The following is a 21,126-nucleotide window of genomic DNA, read 5'->3' on the forward strand; positions in this document are numbered from 1 at the left end:
TAGTGACGATTCGACCTCTTTTCGCAGCCCTGGCTGTTATGGCTCTGGCGGGGTGTGCGAACGACCCTGCACCGAATCAACAGATACGCTTGAGCGAACAAGCCTTGGAGCAAGCCCGTGCGGTCGGTGCGAATGCCGACGATATGCCTGAACTCAAACAGGCTGAAGACAAACTGGCCCATGCTCAGGCCGATATGCTTGAAGAGTCCTACAAAGACGCGCGCCTGCAGGCCGAGCAGGCTGAGCTTGATGCTCGCCTGGCCGAGGCGCGGGTTCTGACGCAAAAAAGCCAGGAACAATTGAACGTGCTCAACACCCGCATTACCCGCTTGCGCAAACAACTGGCGGAGGCCCAATGAGCCTCAAGTCCAGTGTGTTCAGCAGTGCCGTGTTGTTTGGCAGCATCAGCCTGGCCGGTTGCGCCGGGCCTCACAGCGGCGAGCAGGCTTTGCAGCAGGCCAACAGCGATTTCCAGGCGGTTAAAGAAGACAGCAACGTCTTGCGCATTGCGCCTAAAGACGTGATTCGCGCCGGTGAATCGCTGGCCCGCGCCGACCGTTTGTCCAGCTACTGGGGCAGTGGCGAAGATGTGGTGCACTACGCCTACCTCAGCCAGCGTTATAGCGAGATTGCCCGTGAGCACACGCAAAAAGTGCTCAATGAGGAGCGCGCGGCCAAGCTCGAACTGGAGCGCCAGCGCCTGCAACTGGCCTTGCGCGAAGCCAAGTTGCTGAGTGTTCAGCAGCAGGGCAAGTGGCTGGAAGAACAAATCATCAGCCTGGCGACTACGCAGACTGACCGTGGTTTGGTCATGACCTTGGGCGACGTGTTGTTTGATACCGGCGAAGCAGACCTGAAAAACTCGGCTAACCGCACAGTCCTCAAACTGGTGCAGTTTCTGCAACTGAACCCCAAGCGGATCGTGCGCATTGAGGGTTACACCGACAACACCGGTGGTACAGAAGACAACCTCACCCTGTCGCTGGCGCGGGCTCAGACCGTTGCCGATACGCTGGTCGACCTGGGGATCGACGAAAAGCGCATTCAGGTGGCCGGTTATGGCGACCAGTACCCGGTGGACGTCAATGCCACCGAGCGCGGCCGGGCGCAGAATCGTCGGGTTGAAATCGTCTTCTCTGACGAAAAAGGCCAGTTGGGCGCCGCTCGCTAAGCGCAACACCGTCTGGTAGGAGCGAGCTTGTCTCGCGATCTTTTAAACGATCAAAAGATCGCGAGGCAAGCTCGCTCTTATCAAACAAAAATTAAGTTATTGATTCTAAAGGCCCTGTAGGAGCGAGCTTGTCTCGCGAGCTGTTGATCTTGATTTGGCTTTTGATCTTGATCCAAGAGGCCCCGTTAAACCACGCTGGCCGAACGCAGGTTTTGCGCAGTGGGTAACCCGGCAGGACGCCGGGTTAGCCGCGACACGGCCAGGGATGGCCGATCGCGGCGGGCCCACGGAGCAATGCCTGTGGTGAGGGCATGCCGAGCCTCAGCGAGGCACTGAGGGGTTGGGGCAAAAGCGTTTTGGTTACTTTGCCGCTTTTGCAAAGTGACGCGGCGTAAGGCCGGAACCCTAAGTGGCCGTTGCCGCAGCAACGGATATGTACATAAAAGCAAAAGCCCCTCACCCTAGCCCTCTCCCGAAGGAGAGGGAACCGATTGGGGGATGCCGAAGATACTCGCTGTCCTGTTTGCTGCGCGACAGCGCGGCGTCGTAGACGGGGCGGCAACTCCTACAGGTTCTTTGCCGCTCACCCATACAGTTAACCCGCGGTCTGCACTGTACGGCTCAGAATAGTGGCAACTGTGCCCGTACACTTCTAAACTGTTCCGGTATTGTTCACCACAAAAATGCTTCATATAAAAAAAATGCCTGAACATCGAGTGCCGCGCCATGACCAACCTTTTGCTTTATCAACGTATTGCTCAGCAGCTAGCTGAGGATATCCGGCGTGGCGTCTACCAGCCGGGGGAGCGTGTGCCCTCGGTGCGCAAGATGAGTTCACAGCTGAATGTGAGCCATGCGACGGTGTTGCAGGCCTACGCCAACCTTGAAGACCAAGGCTTGATCCGGGCGCGCCCGCAATCCGGTTACTACGTGCACCAAACCCCGGCCCTGACGGCGCCCACACCGGACATCGCGCGTGTTGAGCGCCCAGGTCTGGTGACGCGCAGCAGCATCATCCAGCAAGTGTTGGTCGAGTCACGGCGTGAGGGCGTGTTTCCGTTGGGTGCTGCGGTGCCGAGTGTCGATTACTTGCCCGTGCGCGCGCTGCACCAGCAATTGGCCAAGGTCACCCGTTTTCATAGTCCGCGTGCTTTTAGCTACATGTTCAGCCCCGGCTTTGAGCCGTTGCGCCGTCAGGTGGCGATCCGTATGCGGGATGCTGGCGTGGTGGTCGACCCTTCGGAGGTGATCATCACCCACGGTTGTGTGGATGCCTTGCAAATGTCATTGCGGGCGCTGACCCGTCCGGGTGACCTGATCGCGGCCGAATCGCCAACCTATTACGGCTTGTTGCAACTGGCCGATTTGCTAGGCTTGAAAGTCATCGAGATCCCCAGCGACCCGGCCACCGGCATGAGCCTTGAAGCCCTGCAATTGGCGGCTAATCAATGGTCGATCAAAGCGTTGGTACTCACCACGCGCTTGAGCAACCCGCTGGGCGGCACCATGCCGGAAGAGCGGCAAAAACACCTGCTGCGCCTGGCGTCAGATTTCGATATCCAGATCGTTGAAGACGACATCTATGGCGAATTGATGTTTGAGGTGGGGCGCACCAAAGCCTTGAAAGCCTACGATCGCCTCGATCGCGTGATCTATTGCTCGAGTTTCTCTAAAACCTTGTCACCGGGCGTACGAATCGGCTGGATGATTGCGGGGAAATATCAGCAGGAAATCCAGCGTCTGCAAACGTTCACCACTCATTCGGCGTGCAGCGTGACGCAAATGGGGGTGGCGGCTTACCTTGAAAACGGCGGTTATGACCGCCATTTACGCTACATCCGGCAGGAATACCGGAAAAACCTCAGCGCATTCCAACTGGCCGTTCAGCAGTATTTCCCGGAAGGCACGCAGATGTCGCGCCCCAGTGGCGGGTTTATTTTGTGGGTCAGTTTGCCGGGCCGGGTGAACACCCAAGAGCTGCATGTGCGTGCTTTGCAGCAGGGCATCAGCATCGCGCCGGGGCTGATTTTCAGTAACACCGAGCAGTTTAATCACTGCATCCGGCTCAACTGTGGCACACCTTGGAACAAAGAAGCCGAGCGGGCGCTGATGACGTTGGGCATGCTTGCTAACCAATTGTGCCAGGAGACAGCAGGCCTCTATTAAGAGGCTAAAGGCTGTGTGGTATGGCCATTTGGTTACATTCGGCTTGTCTCGGCCGGCTTAAAGCGCGAGCATGCGTGCCTGAACGAAGAAAACCGTGGGAGTTATGAGAGCGACATATTGTGTAGGACTCGTGTTGGCAGGCGTGTTGACTGCGTTTGGCGCGATGGCTGCGCCAGCGAACCCGTCGGCACCCGAAACAGTCACTGCCCAGCCTAAAGCTGCTCATTCCCCGGCCAATCCTGCGGCTAAAGCGCAAAAAGCACCGGCCAAGAAAACCCCGCCTGCGAAACCCAAATCACCTGCGAAGGCCACTAAAAAGCGTGTGCCGACCAGCAAAGTTGATTTGAGCTTGCCGCCCGAGATGGTCCGGCAGTTGCGCCCTTTAGGCGCCGTCCCCATGCCTGCGCACAAACCGTTGTTGCCCAATATGTTTGTTGAAAAGCAGGCCGAGGAGAGCCCTTTTCAATTGAACGGGCGCCTGCTCAGCAATGAAATGGGCCTGCAGTTACGTAACGAGGCGCGACAGAATGAAATCGATGGTGCCGCCCTCGATTTTGAATTCAAACAATAAGTGCCCCAGCGTCGAAAACGGACTTCTAAACTGACTAATCAGTCACTGATATTCTGCTGAACGGTCAATTTCAAACGCCCGTTCCAGCGAGTACTATCCTTTGTCATCAATGCACTTTGCCCCTAACGAGGAGCTAACGTCATGAATTGCCGTGAAGGCTGTGGCGCTTGTTGTATAGCACCCTCCATCAGTACACCGATCCCTGGCATGCCTGATGGCAAACCCGCGGGGGAACGCTGCCTGCATCTGTCTGTCGATTACTTGTGTGGTTTGTTCGGCCAACCTGAGCGTCCCGCCGTATGCGGTTCGTTCAAGGCTGACATCGAGGTATGCGGCAGCAGTCAGCAAGAGGCCATCAACCTGATTGGTTGGTGGGAACAGGTGACGGCGGCTTAGTGCATTCGTGTTCAGTGAACAGACCTTTAACAATAAGGAATAAGACAATGGGTTCGTTACATCGAGTGGCAATGGCGTGTGGTTTGAGTGTTTTGTTAGTGGGCGCGGCCCAGGCAGAAGACTGGAAAGTGGCGAAGAACGAAGACGGCATCAAAGTCTCGTTGAGTGAAGTCCCGGGCTCCGCTTACAAGGCCTATCAGGGTGTGGCCCTGATCAAGGCGCCGCTGGCCAAAATTCAGGGCCTGCAAGAAGACGTGGCCGGGGCGTGTGCCTGGATTCACGAATGCAAAACTCAGAAGCTGCTTAAGCACGAAGGTGACAAAAGCTGGACTTACACCCAATTCAATACGCCTTGGCCGGTGACCCCGCGTGACTCGATTCTGGAGGTCACCTCATCGGTTGCCCCGGACGGCACGCTGACCCGTACCCTCAAAGGCGTACCGACCTATCAGCCTGAAGAAAAAGGCTTCGTGCGGGTGGCTCAGGTGGACGGTTTCTGGAAGCTGGTCCCTAAAGGCGACAACCTGACTGAAGTCACCTACCAGGTGCACACCGAGCCAGGTGGCAGCGTCCCGGCCCTGATTGCCAACAAGTTCGTGGTGGATGCACCGTTCAAAACCCTTCAGGGGCTCAAAGAGCGCGCTGAGAAGTAACACGCGGCCCGTACGGCCATAGGGCTGGTCCTGGACAGCGCATCTGTCCAGGTGCCGGGCCCTGTGTTTTTGAGTGCGAAGGTCATTCATTTAAATGCACAAAATTTAAATTTCCCCCTTGGCAGAGATTATCCGTCAGGTCTACTCTGCACCCAGACCAGCGAAGTATTCGACTGGCTCTGATCTTGTTCGCTACATGCTTATTCTCTCTGCTCCGGCACATCTGCTGGTGTGACGAGAGCGCTGAATGTCTATCCATTGCGAGGAGGACGTTTCATGAGCACAGCCCATCAAGAAGACCTCAGCAGCTTTGTGCTGCGCCGCATGAAAGAAGGCGGTTTTGATTTTGCACGTATCCATCCCATTGAGTTTTACGCAATCTTCCCGGATGAGGAGCGGGCGCGCAGAGCAGCAGGCAAATTTTGTGGTGAGTCCTTTAATGCCCAGATCAATGTGGGTGAGGACGGCGCCTGGCACCTTGAGTTAAGCAAGGTGATGCACGCGACTTATGGCGGTATCGGAGATTTTGAACAGAACTTCGAAGCGGTTGTAGCGCCGCTGGGTGGCATTGTTGAAGGCTGGGGCGTCAAGCAGGAGGTGCGTGGCCTGCTGAACTGACGTCAGTTGCGGATGTAAAAACGGCTAGCCTTGGGGCTAGCCGTTTTGGTTTCTGTGGATTGAGATCGTTTAAGTGCCGAGGACTCGCACACAAAAGCGACACCTTAGCCGATGACCTTGGTCAGGTTCGGCAAAATCAACAGCAAAGTTGTAGCGAAGAGGATAAGCCCGGCTTGACGTATTTTCGTGTGTTTGAACATGGCGACCTGCCTTTTTTTGTTATTCCTGAATTGCATTGCTCCACGGTAAGGGCTCATATCCTTGGAAAGCGTCTTGCCCGTTGACAGGCTTAACCTTAGAGGCCGCATAACACGCGGCTTAGAACCTTTTCAAATCATCCAAGCGCAATAAGTTTTTAAAACGCTATTAGACAATTTGTGTATGCCCTGCGAGGCCGTTGCTAGACGCAATCGACCCCCTGATGTTTAAAATCATTAGTCACCTACCGTTCGTCCGGGAACTAATTTTGCCTGCACATTGTGAGCGGTGGGTGATTGTCCAAGGTTTCAGTACGCGCAGTACTTGCCATCAATTGCTGTTTCAGGGCAGGCTCTAGCGAGTTGTCGTCATTATTTTCGCCTTTATCGTGCCAGGTATTTTTATGTCGCTACGCATCTGCATTTTGGAAACGGACATCCTGCGTCCTGAATTTATTGATCACTACCAAGGCTACGGGCAGATGTTCAAGCGTCTGTTCTCCCAGCAGCCCATTCCTGCAGAGTTCACCATCTACAACGTGGTGAATGGCGAATACCCGTCGGATGATGAAGTGTTCGACGCCTACCTGGTGACCGGCAGCAAGGCCGACTCTTTTGGTACCGATCCCTGGATTCAAACCCTTAAAGAGTACCTGCTGACGCGTTATGAACGGGGTGACAAGCTGTTGGGTGTCTGCTTCGGCCACCAATTGCTGGCGCTATTGCTGGGTGGCAAGAGTGAGCGGGCGACCAAAGGCTGGGGCGTGGGCACCCATCAATACACATTGGCAGCCAAGGCACCGTGGATGAGCCCTGTGGTTGAAGACCTGACACTGTTGATCAGCCATCAGGATCAAGTCACCTCTTTGCCGGAAAACGCCACAGTGGTGGCCTCCAGCGAGTTTTGCCCGTTTGCGGCTTATCACATCAATGACCAAGTGCTGTGCTTCCAGGGCCACCCTGAGTTCATTCACGACTATTCCCGGGCCTTGCTCGACCTGCGCCAGGAGCATTTGGGCGAACAGGTTTACAACAAAGGCATCGCCAGCCTCGAACATGACCACCATGGCAAGACTGTTGCCGAGTGGATGATGCGCTTTGTGGCGAACAAACCCACGGCTGAGTCGGCCTGACACGGATCTGTAGGAGCGAGCTTGCTCGCGATCTTTTGATCTTCTAAAAGATCGCGAGGCAAGCTCGCTCCTACAGTTTTTTCGATTTCTACAACCAGCCCGAACGCTTGAAGCTTGTCCATAGCCCCGTCACGCCCACCGCAATAAACCCCAGCACGCCGAAATAGCCGTAATGCCAGGTCAGTTCCGGCATGTTTTGGAAGTTCATCCCGTAAATGCCCGCCACCGCCGTAGGGAACGCCAGGATGGCTGCCCAGGCGGCGAATTTGCGCTGCACGATGCTTTGCCGTGACGACTCCAGCAGCACCACGATCTCAATGGTTTGGCTGGCGATGTCGCGCAGGGTGGTCAGGTCTTCCATTTGCCGGGTGACATGAATTTGCACGTCGCGAAAATACGGGCGCATGTTCTTGTCGATAAACGGGAAGTCGAGGCGCTGAAGTTCTTCGCTGACTTCAACCATGGGCGCCACATAGCGCCGCAATCGCAGCACATCACGGCGCAAATCATGAAGTTTGACGATGTCGGCTTCATTCAGCGTATTGCCCATGATCGTGCGCTCCAACTGCTCGATCTCGGCGTGAATGGCTTCACTGACGGGCTGATAGCTCTCGGTCACAAAGTCCAGTAAGGCATACAGCACAAAGTCTTCGCCGTGCTCCAGCAGCAGCGGGCGGGCCTCGCAGCGTTGGCGCACAGAGCGGTAAGAGGCGGAATGGCCATTGCGGCTGGTAATGATGTAGCCATTGCCGGCAAAGATATGCGTTTCAACGAACTCTAATTTGCCTTCATGGCGAATCGGCGAGTACGTGACGATAAACAGTGCGTCGCCAAAGGTTTCGAGCTTTGGCCGGCTGTGTTGCTCCAAGGCGTCTTCGATGGCCAGTTCATGCAGATTGAACTGGCGCTGCAAATTGCTCAGCTCTTGTGCGTTGGGCTGCTCCAGGCCGATCCAGACGAAGTGGCCGGGCTTTGCAGCCCAGTCGCTCCCTTCGTCCAGCGTAATATCGGTGACCTTTTTGCCTTCGCTGTACACCGCAGCAGCAACAACTCTCCCCATAGTTCTAATCGCTTCTTCATCAAAGGGTTATGGCACGAAGGTGCAGCTTAGCGTGCAATCAACCACTTTGACGTGACAAACGTTCAGACGTTCGGGTTAGACGCCGTTGTTTTGCGGGCGGGGAGTGCAGGCTGAGGCAGCTTATGCTGAGCCAGCAGCTCGCGATCCATGGCCTCGATGCAGGCGAGCATCTGCTCGCGGCACTGCTCCATCAGCCGTGGCAGGTCATCTTGGGTCAAACCCGCCGTAGGAATGGCAGGCAAGGAGCGGATCAGAATATCGGCACTGTGCCAGCGGTTGAGCTTGAGGTGCTGGCTGTACGTACTGACACACACCGGCACAATTGGCACTCCGGCAGTAATAGCCATTTGGAATGCGCCCTTTTTGAACGGCAGCAACGACTTGCCCAGGTTGCGCGTGCCTTCCGGGAAGACCCAGATCGACGTGTCTTTTTCCTGCAAGGTGCGTGTCGTGGTCAGCATTGATTTGCGTGCTTTTTGCGCGTTGCCCCGGTCGATCAGCACATTACCCGCCAACCAGAACAACTGGCCGAACAGCGGTACCCATTTCAGGCTCTTTTTACCAATGCACACCGTTCGGCGCGGCACGACGTTGCCGAACACAAACAGATCGTAGTTGGATTGATGATTGGCGATGACCACGCAGCTTTGTGGCTTGTCCATCAGCGGGCCGACTTCAGTCTTGAGCTTGTAGCCCAAAATCCATTTTGAAGGCCACGCATACAGCCGCGCGCACAGCCGACTGTTATCAGGATTGAAAGGGCGGCACATGCCCAGCAGCACGCCGAGAACACCCGCAACCACAAAATGCACACTCATCAACACCATGCGAAACGAAAGTAGCATTTACAGGCTCATCAAAACAAAAGGTGGCGCAGTGTACGGACGTGCACTGTAAACGGCAATTACCCCGATACACGCAGGAGATTGCTGATGTTTAAGCATATGTTTCAACAAAGGCTGATAAGTGCCAGCCAGAGGTGCTGACGCTACTGCGGTGGGGCGCTGGGGAGGGAGGCATCTCGACTGCTCCGTGCAATCGGGATGCCGATCAAGCGATAAGGTCAGAGCGCGTGGTGTTGATCCAGCTCGATTGCCTTGTCGAGTGTTTCCAGGAGTTCTTTGCGCACTTTAAGTTTGGTGTTTTTGTGCGCCTTCATATTGATCTTCTTCAACTGGCGAGCCACTTCGAGCGCCGTGGCGTGCAGTTCTTCAGGCTTGACCACCTGGTCCAGGAAGCCGGCATCGACTGCGGAGATCGGGTTAAATATCTCACCGTTGATCACCGAGCGATGGAAAGCCGACTTGCGCAAGCGGTCGCGGGCCAGCTCGATACCAGCGTGGTGCATGGTCATGCCGATTTGCACCTCGTTCAGGCCAATACTGAACGGGCCTTCGACGCCAACCCGGTAATCCACCGACAGCAGCAAGAATGCGCCTTTGGCCACCGCATGGCCCGGGCACGCAACCACCACCGGGAACGGGTGCGCCAACAAGCGACGCGCCAACGTCGACCCCTGCCTGACCAACTCAATCGCCTGCTCAGGACCGGACGTCATCACCTTCAAGTCATAACCGCCCGACAGAATCCCTGGCTGGCCAGTGATAATCACCACTGCACGATCCAACTCAGCCTGGTCCAGAGCCGCGTTAAAGGCAGTGATCACCTGCGGAGAAATAGCATTCACCTTGCCATTGCTCAGCGTCAGCGTCGCGATACCGTCTTCCAGGTGATAAGCAATCAAGTCACTCATGGCGCAATTCCTTGTATTTAAGTGAGTCAGACGTTACCCAGCCCCACGGCGCAGGTAAAGCGCCGTGACTGACTGACCAGTCAGCCAAAAGCCCGGCACCTTCTATATAGACGCCAGCGTGCCTGAGCTTCAGCGTGCCGGCGCTGCGGTGCCAAGGCTTGAAAATGGCAGAATCGCCGGGTCCGGTCATGCCAAAAAACCAGCAAACCCCGTAAGCGCATGAAAATTCTGAAAAAAACATTTGTCATATCGAAAGCTTTCGACTACATTAGCGCGCCTCGACAGACAGAACATGTTTGAAGAGATACGGTGAAGTGTCCGAGTGGCTTAAGGAGCACGCCTGGAAAGTGTGTATACAAGAAATTGTATCGAGAGTTCGAATCTCTCCTTCACCGCCATATTAAGTAAACACAGACCCCTGATTTTCGAAGAGAAAGTCGGGGGTTTGTGGTTTCTGGCGTCTGGAAAAAGGTTAAAGGGTTAGCAGTTGGTGAAGGCGCATTGCCTTGAGCTAAGCTGGATCGTTAACGATCGAGGTTTCCAAATGGACTGTCAGATTCGCTCCGCAACCCTGGACGATTCAGCGGCGATAAGCCGTGTTGTAATCGCCGCTCTGCGTGGTACAAATTCACAGGATTATTCGCCTGACATCATTGCCCAAGTTGAGCGCAGCTTTGCCCCTGAAGCTGTCAGCGCACTGCTCGGCAAGCGCAAGGTTTTCGTGGCCTTGCTGGGCGAGACTATTGCCGGCACTGCAAGCCTCGACGGTAATGTAGTTAGAAGTGTTTTCGTTGATCCTGCCCACCAAGGGAGAGGTATCGGCCGATTGTTGATGGATGTCATTCACGCGACTGCTGTCAGCGCTGGTGTTGGCGCATTGCGAGTGCCATCGTCGATTTCAGCGCAGAGCTTTTATGCGGCGTTGGGTTATCAAACAATCCGGGACGAATTTTATGGGGCTGAGCGCACCATCATTATGGAAAAGCCGCCTGCGGGTTAGTCCAGTTCGTTCATCGAGCAGGCTGTTCTCAACGCCCCAAAAAATTACCAATACGCAGGTTTAATGGCTGGTTTTTTGAGCGTCGGCACACGAGTGGGAAATTGATGGTTGGCAAGTTCTTGCGTGGTCACGAGGTGGCGCATCCAGTGCGAATAGGCCTTGAGAGAACCCGGTGCTGTCCGCTTGATACCTTCACGGTGCGGTAAAATCACCCCTATTCGCAGGTCTGGGAAGTCTTCTCGCAGCGCTTGCAAGGCAGGGGTCATATCGGTGTCTGCAGAAACCAACACAAGCTGCTGGATTCGCTCATGTGGCATCAAGCCCGCTTGGCGAGTTGCAAGTCTGTACATACTGATAGCGATATGAACGTCTGTTTGTTTCTCTTCAAGTTTCCAGATAGCGACCTGATCAAGTCTGGATGCTGGTGTGTTCTTGTGGACGAAACGTGGAGCCTTGCCAGATTCTAATTGGTGACGTCCGTAAGTTACGCTCACCCCGCGTGCGATCAAGGCACGCAAATAACTGTCTTGGGCTTCTTTTGAGAGGATGCCGCGACTGGCAAGAGAGGGTTTCACACCGGAAGTGAAAAAGCTGACAGTGGCCAATACGTTGTCAGGATTTTCAATGCGCAGAATGTGTGCCAACAGTGCTGGAAGATCGAGCCACTTGTACTCTGTGCCTGCAAGCAGGCCATAAAACAGGTTGTAACCGTCGACAAAGCACGCAGTTCTCAAGATAGTCAGCCCTTAAAAACGAAAAAACCGACGCTAAGTCGGTTTTTTCGCCCCAACGGCCAGCAAACTGAATCGCTGCGTACGGGGCTGAGTAGTGCGTGGATCTTGCCATAGATTTTGCAGATGTCAACTACAGCGATGTGCTGCTGTGTCTGCCCTGCTGAAGCGCACTTAGCCTGCGACGTTATGGCTTTAAGCCAGCCCAAGAGATTAGTCTTTATAAGTTCCAGGTCCACAGTACACCCAAGTTCAGGCCGGTTTTATCTCTGATGACGAGTCGGCAGCATCTGCACCTCACCAAGATTTACCCGCTGTAGCTTACAGGCACACAATCAGCCGTTTCGTACGACGCTTCCCTTTCAATCTGGCGAAACATCTTGGAAATATCCGTTCACTTGTTCCAGTCAACCTGGCTTTTTTGATTTTTAATCTTTCCAAGGCCGTAGCAGCCTCACCAATCATCTAGCCGCTCAGTCCTCTGATGAAGAATACGCAATACCTGCACCTCGCTATTCATCAGCCGGTACGGCGCAATAAACGGGAATTTGCCCAGAATCAGCTCCCGAACATCGGGCGTCTGTGAAGGGCGCCCGAGGCCGGTGAACGTTTGCAGTTGCTCCAGTGTTTCGATGATCTGGCCAAGCACGGCATCCGCTGCAGCAGCGCCTAAGCGTGACTCGTAATATTCGTGAATTGAGTCAAGATCACTGCTCGCTTTGTCTGTCAGTGCGATGTTTGGCTCGGTCCATCCACTTGGCTTTGATGGTGCTGAGATCGGTCAATTTGCCTGCGTCGGCGTCGGCTATGCCTTCGGCAATGGCTTTGATGTGCCAGAACTCGGCCTCAATGTAACGGGCCAACGCGCGCTTAAGGTGGTACTGGCGGTCGCGATCCGTAGCTTCAGACAGCTGATCAAGCTGTTTCACCAGCGTTTCTTCAACACGGAATGACAGCACTGGAGAAGCCATGAAGTTGCCCTCGTCAGGTGTATACAAAGTTTTTAATAAATCTGACCAAATACGCTAAATACCACCGCATGAAATCAGGCCGCCCTGTGGCTTACGTGAATTTCAATTTTCAGATTTGCGCTGGCTAACATGTTCACCAGAGCATCCAGAGAAAATTTATCAATTTTCCCTTTCAGTAAATCATTCAACCTTGGCTGAGTGATATGCAGTCGCTGGGCCGCTTCTTTTTGCGAAATATCCCAATCGTTAACAACCTGCTTGATAGCCCGCATCAGTTGAGAGCGGACACGTAGGTTCTCGGCTTCTTCCGGTGAATCAACCAACACATCCCAGACACTAGTCACGCGTTCGTTTGCCATTTTTTTTCCTCTGATAAGTCACTTGTTTCGTGTTTTTTGGCAACTGGTTTGCTGTGAGTTCTTGGGTATTTACTTTTTTGAACTAGATCATTGTCAGGACTTTATTCCGTCATCGCGGGACGAAAGGAATCGCAATAAACGTCCTAGGCTCAACCCAGTGATTTGTTACGGGCTTTACCCAGATCCAAATCACACTTTTTTGATTTAAGCGCAAGCTTGTTGCCCAACAGGAGTCAGGGTGCACAGTCCCGAGCATCAGATGAGTCACCCGCTGTTTTGTTGTGCTTGGCAGGCTCTGAGTAATCACAGTTTAGAGATACAAAATCAGCCGTTTCGTACGACGCTTCCCTTTCAATCCGGTGAAACATCCTAGAAACTTCCGTTCGCTTGTGCCTGTGCAGTTCGGGGAATAGTCTCGGCCCATCGCTGAAAATCAGCGGTCGGGTTTAGTAGCCCGGTTTAGTACACGGCGCAAAGCGCCACCTTAAAGAGGCGCTTTTTTTCGGCTTCGGTTTTATGGTGGCCGTGCGTAGGGCGCTCTCGAAGCGCGCCGGGTTCCGTGTACTCCGGTCTACTAACCTGCGCATGGCTGCCACCCATTCGTTTAGTAGCGAGAAGTGACAGCTCCTTTAGCAAACACGGAGTTGTATCTATGAAAAAGCTAGTCCCTGATCCACCCATTCCCACCCTGCAAGATGCTGCTCAGTGCGATGCATTGTCGTTAGACCGTGCCGCCACGGATCGCGCCCTCGATTACTACCTGCTCAACCATAAGCCTCCACGGCACGTGGATCAGGCCACGTATGCCATCCCGGACAGCGTCAATTTAGAAGCGGCTTTGGCCCAAGCGTCAGACTTGTTGCGCTGCGCGGGTGCTTCGGCGAGTGAGGCGGGGAATGGCTTGAGCGGGCACCCGCGCCATTTGGTGTTGTCGGCCATGCATTTGGTGGAGCTGGAAAGCGTATGTCGACAAATCGCTGGACGGTTTAACGACGCACTAAGCAGCACGCGCCTGAGTGCAGCAGGCGCGTCACTTCCCCTGACCTTTAAGCTCAAAACTTCACAACGTCAGCTCGCCCTACAAAACGGTGGCCTGGCAGGCATTTGGGAAAAGGGCGGGACTTCCTGCTGAAAAATCGGATAATGGCGCCCATATTTTTTAGCCCGTTATTCTGGTAATTCCCTCATGGAAATTAAGGTCAACTTTCTCGACAACCTTCGACTTGAAGCCAAGTTCGATGATTTCACGGTGGTGGCCGATCAACCTATCCGCTACAAGGGCGATGGTTCGGCGCCGGGTCCATTCGATTATTTTCTGGCGTCGTCGGCGCTGTGCGCGGCTTATTTTGTGAAGCTGTACTGCCAGACGCGCAATATTCCTACCGAGAATATTCGCCTGTCGCAGAACAATATTGTTGACCCGGAAAACCGCTACAACCAGATTTTCAAGATTCAGGTCGAGTTGCCCGCCGATATTTCCGAGAAGGATCGCCAAGGCATTTTGCGCTCTATCGACCGCTGCACGGTGAAGAAGGTGGTGCAGGCCGGGCCTGAGTTTGTGATTGAAGAGGTCGAAAACCTCGACGCCGATGCTCAGGCGTTGTTGATGCCAGCGTCCAGCTCCGCAGCTTCCGGTGGCACGTTTATCGCGGGCAAGGACCTGCCGCTGGAGCAGACCATCGCCAATATGTCGGGCATTTTGGCCGACTTGGGCATGAAGATCGAAATCGCGTCGTGGCGCAATATCGTGCCGAATGTCTGGTCGCTGCATATTCGCGATGCGCAATCGCCGATGTGTTTCACCAACGGCAAGGGCGCGACCAAAGAGGGCGCGTTGGCCTCGGCGCTGGGCGAGTTTATCGAGCGGCTTAACTGCAACTTCTTCTACAACGATCAGTTCTGGGGCGAAGAGATCGCCAATGCGCCGTTTGTGCATTACCCGGAAGAGCGCTGGTTCAAGCCGGGCCGCAAAGATGAGCTGCCCGCTGAGATCCTCGACGCCTACTGCCGCAAAATCTACAACCGCGATGGCGAGTTGCGCGGTTCACACCTGATCGACACCAACTCCGGCAATGAAGAGCGCGGCATTTGCTCACTGCCGTTTGTGCGTCAGTCGGACGGCCAGGTGGTGTATTTCCCGTCCAACTTGATCGAAAACCTCTACCTCAGCAACGGCATGAGTGCCGGTAACACCCTGGCTGAAGCGCAAGTGCAGTGCTTGTCGGAGATTTTTGAGCGGGCCGTCAAACGCGAAATCATCGAAGGCGAGTTCGCGCTGCCGGATGTACCGGCCGAGGTGCTGGCGAAATATCCGGGCATTCTGGCGGGCATTCAGGCGCTGGAAGAGCAGGGCTTTCCGGTATTGGTGAAGGATGCGTCGTTGGGCGGTGAGTTCCCGGTGATGTGCGTAACCCTGATGAACCCGCGCACCGGCGGTGTGTTCGCCTCGTTTGGCGCTCACCCAAGCCTTGAAGTGGCACTGGAACGTAGCCTCACCGAGCTGCTGCAAGGCCGCAGTTTTGAAGGCCTCAACGATTTGCCGCAGCCTACCTTTGCGGGCCACGCGGTGACCGAGCCGAACAACTTCGTCGAGCACTTTATTGACTCCAGCGGTGTGGTGTCGTGGCGTTTCTTCAGTGCCAAGGCGGAGTACGAATTTGTCGAGTGGGACTTCACCAGCCAGGGCGAAAACGCCAATGCCGACGAGGCCGCGACCCTGTTCGGGATTCTCGAAGGCATGGGCAAAGAAGTCTACATGGCGGTCTACGAGCACCTCGGCGCCAAGGCGTGCCGCATTCTGGTGCCGGATTACTCCGAGATTTACCCGGTGGATGACCTGATCTGGGACAACACCAACAAGGCGCTGTTCTTCCGCGAAGACATCCTCAACCTGCACAGTCTGGATGAGGCGGCGCTCAAAGATCTGGTTGAGCGTCTGGTGGAAAGTGAGCTGGACGATTACACCGACATCACCACCTTGATCGGCATCGAGTTCGACGACAACACCGCGTGGGGTCAGCTGACCATTCTGGAGTTGAAACTGCTGATCTACCTCGCCTTGCAGCAACATGAAGAGGCGAAAGAGGCGGTCGAAATGTTCTTGCAGTACAACGACAACACCGTTGAGCGTGGCTTGTTCTACCAGGCCGTGAATGCGGTGCTGGAGATGTACCTGGACGAAGATCTGGAGCTGGAAGATTATGAGGTCAACTTCCGTCGCATGTTCGGCAACGAGCGCATGGACGCCGCCATCGGTTCGGCTGACGGCAGCGTGCGCTTCTATGGTCTGACCCCGACCAGCATGAAGCTGGAAGGTCTGGACCGGCACTTACGCCTGATCGACAGCTACAAAAAACTGCACGCAGCGCGGGCCAAGGCAGCCGGCATTTCGCTGTAATCCCGACTGTAGGAGCGAGCTTGCCTCGCGATCTTTTGATCTTTAAAAGATCGCTCGCTCCTACCCATTTTTATCCTCTTTCATCCCCCGCCTTCCTTCCTGCATTCCATGGCCAGCAGGCTATGACCTAAACGCATACCCCCATGACTTTTAATGGTTACAGCCCGCGCCTGCGCCAGTGCTAAAAATTGCAGCAACAGCTCAACCACAACAAAAAAGAGCGCTGCAACCATGACTGAATCCCTTCTCGCCAGCCCTGCGCTGCGCTCTTTGACTGTCCCTGTTCGCCTTGCCTGTCGTCCGACCGGCCTGCACGACTGATCCCAACAATAACGCATCGTCCAAAGAGTAATGACTCATGAAAGCACTCGACCTGTACATCGGTGAAGGTTTCGAAGGCCCTGGCGTGAACGCCGCGCACATCAACATTTTGATCGGGCCGCGCAACGGCCCGGCGGGTCAGGCATTCGCCAACAGCCTGGCGTCGCCGAGCCAAGGGCACTGCCCGTTCATGGTGATTGCGCAACCCAACATCCCGGTCAAGCCGATGACCCTGTACGTCAACAAAGCCGAGATCAGCAGCGACCTGCATGGCAACGCGACGTGGGGCGCGTCCCAGGCCGGGATCGCCAAGGCGGTTCTCGAAGCGCTGCTGGACGGCACCTTGCCGCCGGAAGCTGAAGACGAGTGGGCCATCGTCACCGCCAACTGGGTCAACCCGGCGTGTGATGACCTGGATGCGGTGTACCTGAACAACTACAACGCTTGCCGCACGGCGATTCGTGCAGCGCTGACCGGCCTGCCGTACACCTCGCAACTGGCGGACGTGGTCGAGCACATTTCCAACCCTTTCTACACGCCAAAAGCCTGAGGTCTGCGCCATGCAATACATTCGTTTGGGCAACTCCGGCCTTGAAGTCTCCCGCCTGTGCCTGGGCACCATGAACATGGGCACCCCGGACTGGAAGCCGTGGATTTTCGATGAAAAGCAAAGCGAGCCGATTGTCGCGCACGCCTTGGATAACGGGGTCAACTTCATCGATCTGGCGGACTTTTACTCGGCTGGCGTGGGTGAAGAAGTGGTCGGCCGTATCGTCAAGCGCCTGGCCCGTCGTGAAGACCTGGTTATCACCACCAAGGTGGGTTACGGCACCCGCACCGGGATCAATGCCAGCGGCCATTCGCGCAAGCACATCATGGACAGCATCGACGCCTCCCTTAAGCGTCTGAACATGGATTACGTTGACGTGTTCATGCTGCATTACTTCGATGTGAACACCCCGGTTGAAGAAACCATGAGCGCCATGAACGACATCGTGCGCTCCGGCAAAGCCCGCTACATCGGCGTCTCGACCATGCTCACCGGGCAGTTGGCGAAGATCCTCATGGCCTGTGAGCGCAACGGTTGGGTCAAACCGATCAACATGCAGTTGCAATTGAACTGCGCCTACCGCGAAGAAGAGCGCGAGATGATCCCGTTCTGCCGTGATCAGGGCCTTGGCGTCTCGGTGTTCAGCCCGCTGGCCCGTGGCCTGTTGACCGGCGATGCGCAATCGACGCGCAACCAGACCGACTTCTTTACGCAACAGATGTACAGCGATGAGGCATCTTGGCAAATCGCCCATTCGGTGCAGCGTGTAGCGCGTGCCCGGGGTGTGTCCAATGCCCAAATCGCCCAGGCGTGGGTCGCCAACCATCCGGGCGTTGATTGCATGCTGGTGGGGGCTGACACCACGGCGCAGTTCGACAGCGCCCTGGCTGCACTGGACACCCAGCTCGATGCCGATGAACTGTACGAACTGGAGCGCAATTACACCCCGTGCGACGTGATCAATGATTACACCGCCGGTAAACGCATCCTGCGCTCGGCTCGCCCGGCCCACGAACGTTTCACCCTGACGGAGGCGGTGGCATGAGCGCGCTGATCCGTCACGGCAATTTCATCGATGGTCAATGGTCCAGCGGTGGCCCGACTTACCCGGTGCTCAACCCGGCCACGGGCGAGTTGGTCGCCAACGTGCAAAAGGCTGGCGCTGAAGAAACCGAACTGGCCATTGATGCGGCCAATGGCGCCTTGCCGGCCTGGCGCAAGCTGACCGCCAAAGAGCGCAGCCAGCGTCTCAAGCGCTGGGGCGAACTGATGTTGAGCAACCAGAAGGACCTGGCCACTCTGCTCAGCCGCGAACAAGGCAAGCCGCTGGCTGAGGCCATGGGCGAAGTGGTGTATGCCGCAAGCTTTCTGGAGTGGTTTGCCGAAGAAGCCAAGCGCGCGTATGGCGATGTGATCCCGAGCCACAAGGCTGATGCGCGGATCATTGTGGTCAAGGAGGCCATTGGTGTGGTGGCGGCCATCACGCCGTGGAATTTCCCGCTAGCGATGGTCACCCGCAAGGTCGGCCCGGCGCTGGCAGCCGGTTGCACCATGATCCTCAAGCCGTCGGAAGAAACCCCGCTGTCGGCTTTTGCCCTGGCCGTACTGGCGGAACAGGCGGGGATCCCGGCCGGTGTGTTCAACATCGTTTCAGGGGACGCCGTGGCCATCGGCGGGGCGCTGCAAGCGTCCAGCATTGTGCGCAAACTGTCGTTCACCGGCTCCACCCGCACCGGCAAACTGCTGATGCGCCAAGCGGCAGACACGCTGAAAAAAGTCTCGCTGGAACTGGGCGGCAATGCGCCGTTTATCGTGTTTGACGATGCCGATCTGGACGCAGCCGTCAAAGGCGCCATGGCTTCCAAATTCCGTAACACCGGGCAAACCTGCGTCTGTGTTAACCGCTTCTTTATTCAAGACGGCGTGTACGACGCTTTCACCGCCAAGTTGGCCGAAGCCGTTGCGGCCATGCGCGTCGGCGATGCCCTGCAAGGTGACACTGAGCAAGGCCCGCTGATCAATGCGCAAGCGTTGGCCAAAGTCGAGGCCCATGTCGGTGATGCCGTCGAGAAGGGCGCCAAGGTGTTGTGCGGCGGTCGTCGCCACGCCCTCGGCGGGACCTTTTTTGAGCCGACCATTCTGACGGAGGCCAGCAACGACATGCTGATCGCCCAGGAAGAAACCTTCGGCCCCGTGGCGGCGTGCTTTCGCTTCAAGGATGAAGCCCAAGTGCTGGCGCTGGCCAACGACACACCGTTCGGGCTCTCGGCTTACTTCTATAGCCGTGACATTGGCCGGGTGTGGCGCATGGCCGAAGGGCTGGAAGCCGGTATGGTCGGGATCAACGAAGGGATTATCTCTACCGAAGTGGCACCGTTTGGCGGTATCAAGGAGTCGGGCCTGGGCCGTGAAGGGTCCAAATACGGCCTGGATGATTACCTGGAACTGAAGTACCTGTTAATGGGCGGTCTTTGAGCCCGGTAATACCTCTGTAGGAGGGAGCTTGCTCGCGAAGGCGATCTGTCGTTTTCACGTGCAAGCCCGCTCCCACACCCATTCAAAGAAAAGCTAGAGCAATCGGTTTCTCCGTCAATAAAAAAAATTGGAGACGAACATGTCCGCTCAACCTGTAAAAATCGACGACCTGCCCATCGGGCGCTTTCACCTTAAAATCGCCGGGCTGACCTTTGGCGCCCACTTCACAGACGGCTACATTCTGGGTTTGATTGGCATCGCTTTCACCTTGATCAGCCCACAGATGCATCTGGATGCGTTCTGGCAGGGGTTGATCGGTGCTTCAGCGCTGATCGGGCTGTTTCTCGGCAGCCTGTTCTTTGGCTGGATTTCCGACAAGGTCGGTCGGCAGAAGATTTTCCTGGTCAGCTTTGTGCTGATCACCGTGGCGTCGGTCATGCAGTTCTACGCCGAAACGGCGATGGGGCTGTTTTTGTGCCGGGTTTTGATCGGCATCGGCCTGGGCGGTGACTTCAGTGTGGGTCACGCCATGCTGGCCGAGTTTGCCCCCAAAAAACATCGCGGCGTGATGCTTGGTTCGTTCAGCGTGATCTGGACCTTTGGCTACGTGGCGGCCACCTTTGTGGGCACCGCCATGCTCGGTTTGGGCGATGACGCCTGGCGCTGGATGCTGGCGTCCTCGGCGATCCCGGCGGGTTTGATTCTGATCGCCCGCATCGGCACCCCGGAGTCGCCGCGCTGGTTGGTCAATCAGGGGCGCATTGCCGAGGCGCGGGCCATCGTCAAAAAGCATCTGGGTGACAACGTCGAGCTGGATGAAGTCCCGTCCGGCGAAACCCGCTCGGGTTATGCCGTGCTGTTCAGCCGCGAATACCGCAAACGCACCGCGTTTAACTGCCTGTTCTTCGTGTGCATCGTGATGCCGTACTTTGCGATCTACACCTTCCTGCCGTCCATCCTCAAAACCATGGGCCTGGCTGAAGGCTTTGGCACTGAACTGATGCTCAACCTGCTGCTGATTGTCGGCGCATTGATCGGCATCTGGTGCACGGTGAAATTCTCGCGTCGGGGCTTCCTGATCAACTCGTTCATCATTTTGGCGGTGGCGTTGTTGATCCTCGCGATCCTGCCCAGCAGCGCGGCGTTTTTGATGGTGCTGGCATTTGGCATCTTCACCCTGGTGCTGTCAGCCGTGAGCAACCTGGTGGGCGTGTTCCCGGCCGAAAGCTTCCCGACCGAAGTGCGCGCCAGCGGTATTGGTTTGGCGACTGCGGTCAGTCGCTTGGGCTCGGCGGTAAGCACCTTCCTGTTGCCGGTGAGCGTGGTGGGGATTGGCATGAGCCCGACCATTGGCATCCTGGCGGCGATTCTGGCGTTTGGTGCGTTGATCTCATGGGCATGGGCCCCCGAGACCAAATCCCTGACCTTGAGCCAGGCGTGCAAGGCGCACAGCCCTGTGCAAGAAAGCGCGCCGGTGGCGGTCAAGGTGGTGGCGCCGGTCTAGTACAAGCCGTAGGAGCGGGGGTTGGGGCGGGGGTTTTTTAATAAAAAAATATCGCGGCACCCGGGGGCCTAACCAGGGG

At 56.0% G+C, this 21,126-nt stretch carries 24 protein-coding genes and 1 tRNA gene; 16 read left to right on the forward strand and 9 right to left on the reverse strand.

Annotated features, from left to right (window positions below):
* The first annotated feature begins 2 nt into the window (after positions 1 to 2).
* From QMX84_RS16255 to QMX84_RS16290, 8 genes are all read left to right on the forward strand, one after another.
* Positions 3 to 359 carry a DUF4398 domain-containing protein gene (locus QMX84_RS16255; RefSeq protein WP_048368779.1) on the forward strand — a complete coding sequence of 119 codons (357 nt, stop codon included), beginning with the start codon at positions 3 to 5 and terminating at the stop codon, positions 357 to 359.
* Positions 356 to 1,171 carry an OmpA family protein gene (locus QMX84_RS16260; RefSeq protein ID WP_282364280.1) on the forward strand — a complete coding sequence of 272 codons (816 nt, stop codon included), beginning with the start codon at positions 356 to 358 and terminating at the stop codon, positions 1,169 to 1,171. The genes QMX84_RS16255 and QMX84_RS16260 overlap by 4 nt, the downstream gene beginning before the upstream one ends.
* A gap of 726 nt (positions 1,172 to 1,897) precedes the next feature.
* Complete coding sequence (locus tag QMX84_RS16265) at positions 1,898 to 3,337, forward strand: PLP-dependent aminotransferase family protein (protein ID WP_048368777.1); 1,440 nt, start codon at positions 1,898 to 1,900, stop codon at positions 3,335 to 3,337.
* A gap of 343 nt (positions 3,338 to 3,680) precedes the next feature.
* Complete coding sequence (locus QMX84_RS16270) at positions 3,681 to 3,908, forward strand: hypothetical protein (protein WP_282364281.1); 228 nt, start codon at positions 3,681 to 3,683, stop codon at positions 3,906 to 3,908.
* 141 nt (positions 3,909 to 4,049) lie between these two features.
* Positions 4,050 to 4,304: a YkgJ family cysteine cluster protein gene (locus QMX84_RS16275; RefSeq protein ID WP_153335571.1), complete on the forward strand. Its 255-nt coding sequence runs from the start codon at positions 4,050 to 4,052 to the stop codon at positions 4,302 to 4,304.
* A 47-nt stretch (positions 4,305 to 4,351) separates the two neighbouring features.
* Complete coding sequence (locus QMX84_RS16280; RefSeq protein ID WP_048368774.1) at positions 4,352 to 4,957, forward strand: START domain-containing protein; 606 nt, start codon at positions 4,352 to 4,354, stop codon at positions 4,955 to 4,957.
* Positions 4,958 to 5,233: 276 nt separating this feature from the next.
* The gene (locus tag QMX84_RS16285) at positions 5,234 to 5,575 is read left to right on the forward strand and encodes a ribonuclease E inhibitor RraB (RefSeq protein WP_048368773.1); all 342 of its coding nucleotides are present in this window, start codon (positions 5,234 to 5,236) and stop codon (positions 5,573 to 5,575) included.
* A gap of 601 nt (positions 5,576 to 6,176) precedes the next feature.
* A complete protein-coding gene (locus tag QMX84_RS16290) occupies positions 6,177 to 6,905 on the forward strand; it encodes an amidotransferase (protein WP_282364282.1) in 729 nt (242 codons plus the stop codon).
* Between the two features lie 88 nt (positions 6,906 to 6,993).
* On the opposite strand, the gene QMX84_RS16295 is transcribed toward QMX84_RS16290, so the two are convergent.
* From QMX84_RS16295 to QMX84_RS16310, 4 genes are all read right to left on the reverse strand, one after another.
* Entirely contained in the window at positions 6,994 to 7,965 is a 972-nt protein-coding gene (locus QMX84_RS16295) for a magnesium and cobalt transport protein CorA (protein WP_048368771.1), read from the reverse strand.
* 83 nt (positions 7,966 to 8,048) lie between these two features.
* Positions 8,049 to 8,831, reverse strand: a complete 783-nt coding sequence (locus QMX84_RS16300) for a 1-acylglycerol-3-phosphate O-acyltransferase (RefSeq protein WP_282364283.1) — start codon at positions 8,829 to 8,831, stop codon at positions 8,049 to 8,051.
* A 218-nt stretch (positions 8,832 to 9,049) separates the two neighbouring features.
* Complete coding sequence (locus QMX84_RS16305) at positions 9,050 to 9,739, reverse strand: crotonase/enoyl-CoA hydratase family protein (RefSeq protein WP_262126132.1); 690 nt, start codon at positions 9,737 to 9,739, stop codon at positions 9,050 to 9,052.
* The gene (locus QMX84_RS16310) at positions 9,732 to 9,929 is read right to left on the reverse strand and encodes a hypothetical protein (protein WP_282364284.1); all 198 of its coding nucleotides are present in this window, start codon (positions 9,927 to 9,929) and stop codon (positions 9,732 to 9,734) included. The genes QMX84_RS16305 and QMX84_RS16310 overlap by 8 nt, the downstream gene beginning before the upstream one ends.
* A gap of 118 nt (positions 9,930 to 10,047) precedes the next feature.
* On the opposite strand from QMX84_RS16310, the gene QMX84_RS16315 reads away from it, so the two are divergent.
* Positions 10,048 to 10,137, forward strand: a tRNA-Ser gene (locus QMX84_RS16315).
* A 146-nt stretch (positions 10,138 to 10,283) separates the two neighbouring features.
* Positions 10,284 to 10,739 carry a GNAT family N-acetyltransferase gene (locus QMX84_RS16320; RefSeq protein ID WP_262126134.1) on the forward strand — a complete coding sequence of 152 codons (456 nt, stop codon included), beginning with the start codon at positions 10,284 to 10,286 and terminating at the stop codon, positions 10,737 to 10,739.
* A gap of 44 nt (positions 10,740 to 10,783) precedes the next feature.
* On the opposite strand, the gene QMX84_RS16325 is transcribed toward QMX84_RS16320, so the two are convergent.
* The 4 genes from QMX84_RS16325 to QMX84_RS16340 all read right to left on the reverse strand — a co-directional run bounded on the left by QMX84_RS16325 (position 10,784) and on the right by QMX84_RS16340 (position 12,800).
* Entirely contained in the window at positions 10,784 to 11,473 is a 690-nt protein-coding gene (locus tag QMX84_RS16325; RefSeq protein WP_262126135.1) for an NYN domain-containing protein, read from the reverse strand.
* Between the two features lie 451 nt (positions 11,474 to 11,924).
* Positions 11,925 to 12,200 carry a type II toxin-antitoxin system RelE/ParE family toxin gene (locus QMX84_RS16330; protein WP_262126143.1) on the reverse strand — a complete coding sequence of 92 codons (276 nt, stop codon included), beginning with the start codon at positions 12,198 to 12,200 and terminating at the stop codon, positions 11,925 to 11,927.
* Complete coding sequence (locus QMX84_RS16335; protein WP_262126136.1) at positions 12,178 to 12,441, reverse strand: ribbon-helix-helix protein, CopG family; 264 nt, start codon at positions 12,439 to 12,441, stop codon at positions 12,178 to 12,180. Before QMX84_RS16335 ends, QMX84_RS16330 begins: the two co-directional genes overlap by 23 nt.
* A gap of 74 nt (positions 12,442 to 12,515) precedes the next feature.
* On the reverse strand, positions 12,516 to 12,800 hold the full coding sequence (locus QMX84_RS16340) for an XRE family transcriptional regulator (protein WP_262126137.1): 285 nt from the start codon (positions 12,798 to 12,800) through the stop codon (positions 12,516 to 12,518).
* Between the two features lie 652 nt (positions 12,801 to 13,452).
* Here QMX84_RS16340 and QMX84_RS16345 point away from each other — a divergent pair.
* Positions 13,453 to 13,932, forward strand: coding sequence for a hypothetical protein (locus QMX84_RS16345; protein ID WP_262126138.1), 480 nt, complete (start codon positions 13,453 to 13,455; stop codon positions 13,930 to 13,932).
* A 54-nt stretch (positions 13,933 to 13,986) separates the two neighbouring features.
* Positions 13,987 to 16,197, forward strand: coding sequence for an OsmC domain/YcaO domain-containing protein (locus tag QMX84_RS16350; RefSeq protein WP_282364285.1), 2,211 nt, complete (start codon positions 13,987 to 13,989; stop codon positions 16,195 to 16,197).
* An 80-nt stretch (positions 16,198 to 16,277) separates the two neighbouring features.
* On the opposite strand, the gene QMX84_RS16355 is transcribed toward QMX84_RS16350, so the two are convergent.
* Complete coding sequence (locus QMX84_RS16355) at positions 16,278 to 16,430, reverse strand: hypothetical protein (RefSeq protein ID WP_153329953.1); 153 nt, start codon at positions 16,428 to 16,430, stop codon at positions 16,278 to 16,280.
* A gap of 125 nt (positions 16,431 to 16,555) precedes the next feature.
* On the opposite strand from QMX84_RS16355, the gene fae reads away from it, so the two are divergent.
* From fae to QMX84_RS16375, 4 genes are all read left to right on the forward strand, one after another.
* Positions 16,556 to 17,068 carry a formaldehyde-activating enzyme gene (fae, locus tag QMX84_RS16360; RefSeq protein WP_048368760.1) on the forward strand — a complete coding sequence of 171 codons (513 nt, stop codon included), beginning with the start codon at positions 16,556 to 16,558 and terminating at the stop codon, positions 17,066 to 17,068.
* A gap of 10 nt (positions 17,069 to 17,078) precedes the next feature.
* Positions 17,079 to 18,113 (forward strand): aldo/keto reductase, encoded by a 1,035-nt coding sequence (locus QMX84_RS16365; RefSeq protein ID WP_262126141.1) that lies wholly within the window; start codon positions 17,079 to 17,081, stop codon positions 18,111 to 18,113.
* The gene (locus QMX84_RS16370) at positions 18,110 to 19,543 is read left to right on the forward strand and encodes an NAD-dependent succinate-semialdehyde dehydrogenase (protein ID WP_282364286.1); all 1,434 of its coding nucleotides are present in this window, start codon (positions 18,110 to 18,112) and stop codon (positions 19,541 to 19,543) included. The genes QMX84_RS16365 and QMX84_RS16370 overlap by 4 nt, the downstream gene beginning before the upstream one ends.
* A 139-nt stretch (positions 19,544 to 19,682) precedes the next feature.
* Positions 19,683 to 21,047 carry an MFS transporter gene (locus QMX84_RS16375; protein ID WP_153329949.1) on the forward strand — a complete coding sequence of 455 codons (1,365 nt, stop codon included), beginning with the start codon at positions 19,683 to 19,685 and terminating at the stop codon, positions 21,045 to 21,047.
* The last annotated feature ends 79 nt before the right edge of the window (positions 21,048 to 21,126 follow it).

The organism is Pseudomonas sp. PS01297, assembly GCF_029959305.1.
Lineage (GTDB): Bacteria > Pseudomonadota > Gammaproteobacteria > Pseudomonadales > Pseudomonadaceae > Aquipseudomonas > Aquipseudomonas helleri.

Coding starts and splice junctions, on each gene's coding strand:
- QMX84_RS16260 (WP_282364280.1), top strand. CDS start 356: ATGAGCCTCAAGTCCAGTGTGTTCAGCAGTGCCGTGTTGTTTGGCAGC.
- QMX84_RS16265 (WP_048368777.1), top strand. CDS start 1,898: ATGACCAACCTTTTGCTTTATCAACGTATTGCTCAGCAGCTAGCTGAG.
- QMX84_RS16275 (WP_153335571.1), top strand. CDS start 4,050: ATGAATTGCCGTGAAGGCTGTGGCGCTTGTTGTATAGCACCCTCCATC.
- QMX84_RS16280 (WP_048368774.1), top strand. CDS start 4,352: ATGGGTTCGTTACATCGAGTGGCAATGGCGTGTGGTTTGAGTGTTTTG.
- QMX84_RS16285 (WP_048368773.1), top strand. CDS start 5,234: ATGAGCACAGCCCATCAAGAAGACCTCAGCAGCTTTGTGCTGCGCCGC.
- QMX84_RS16290 (WP_282364282.1), top strand. CDS start 6,177: ATGTCGCTACGCATCTGCATTTTGGAAACGGACATCCTGCGTCCTGAA.
- QMX84_RS16295 (WP_048368771.1), bottom strand. CDS start 7,965: ATGGGGAGAGTTGTTGCTGCTGCGGTGTACAGCGAAGGCAAAAAGGTC.
- QMX84_RS16300 (WP_282364283.1), bottom strand. CDS start 8,831: ATGCTACTTTCGTTTCGCATGGTGTTGATGAGTGTGCATTTTGTGGTT.
- QMX84_RS16305 (WP_262126132.1), bottom strand. CDS start 9,739: ATGAGTGACTTGATTGCTTATCACCTGGAAGACGGTATCGCGACGCTG.
- QMX84_RS16310 (WP_282364284.1), bottom strand. CDS start 9,929: ATGACCGGACCCGGCGATTCTGCCATTTTCAAGCCTTGGCACCGCAGC.
- QMX84_RS16320 (WP_262126134.1), top strand. CDS start 10,284: ATGGACTGTCAGATTCGCTCCGCAACCCTGGACGATTCAGCGGCGATA.
- QMX84_RS16335 (WP_262126136.1), bottom strand. CDS start 12,441: ATGGCTTCTCCAGTGCTGTCATTCCGTGTTGAAGAAACGCTGGTGAAA.
- QMX84_RS16340 (WP_262126137.1), bottom strand. CDS start 12,800: ATGGCAAACGAACGCGTGACTAGTGTCTGGGATGTGTTGGTTGATTCA.
- QMX84_RS16345 (WP_262126138.1), top strand. CDS start 13,453: ATGAAAAAGCTAGTCCCTGATCCACCCATTCCCACCCTGCAAGATGCT.
- QMX84_RS16350 (WP_282364285.1), top strand. CDS start 13,987: ATGGAAATTAAGGTCAACTTTCTCGACAACCTTCGACTTGAAGCCAAG.
- QMX84_RS16355 (WP_153329953.1), bottom strand. CDS start 16,430: ATGGTTGCAGCGCTCTTTTTTGTTGTGGTTGAGCTGTTGCTGCAATTT.
- fae (WP_048368760.1), top strand. CDS start 16,556: ATGAAAGCACTCGACCTGTACATCGGTGAAGGTTTCGAAGGCCCTGGC.
- QMX84_RS16365 (WP_262126141.1), top strand. CDS start 17,079: ATGCAATACATTCGTTTGGGCAACTCCGGCCTTGAAGTCTCCCGCCTG.
- QMX84_RS16370 (WP_282364286.1), top strand. CDS start 18,110: ATGAGCGCGCTGATCCGTCACGGCAATTTCATCGATGGTCAATGGTCC.
- QMX84_RS16375 (WP_153329949.1), top strand. CDS start 19,683: ATGTCCGCTCAACCTGTAAAAATCGACGACCTGCCCATCGGGCGCTTT.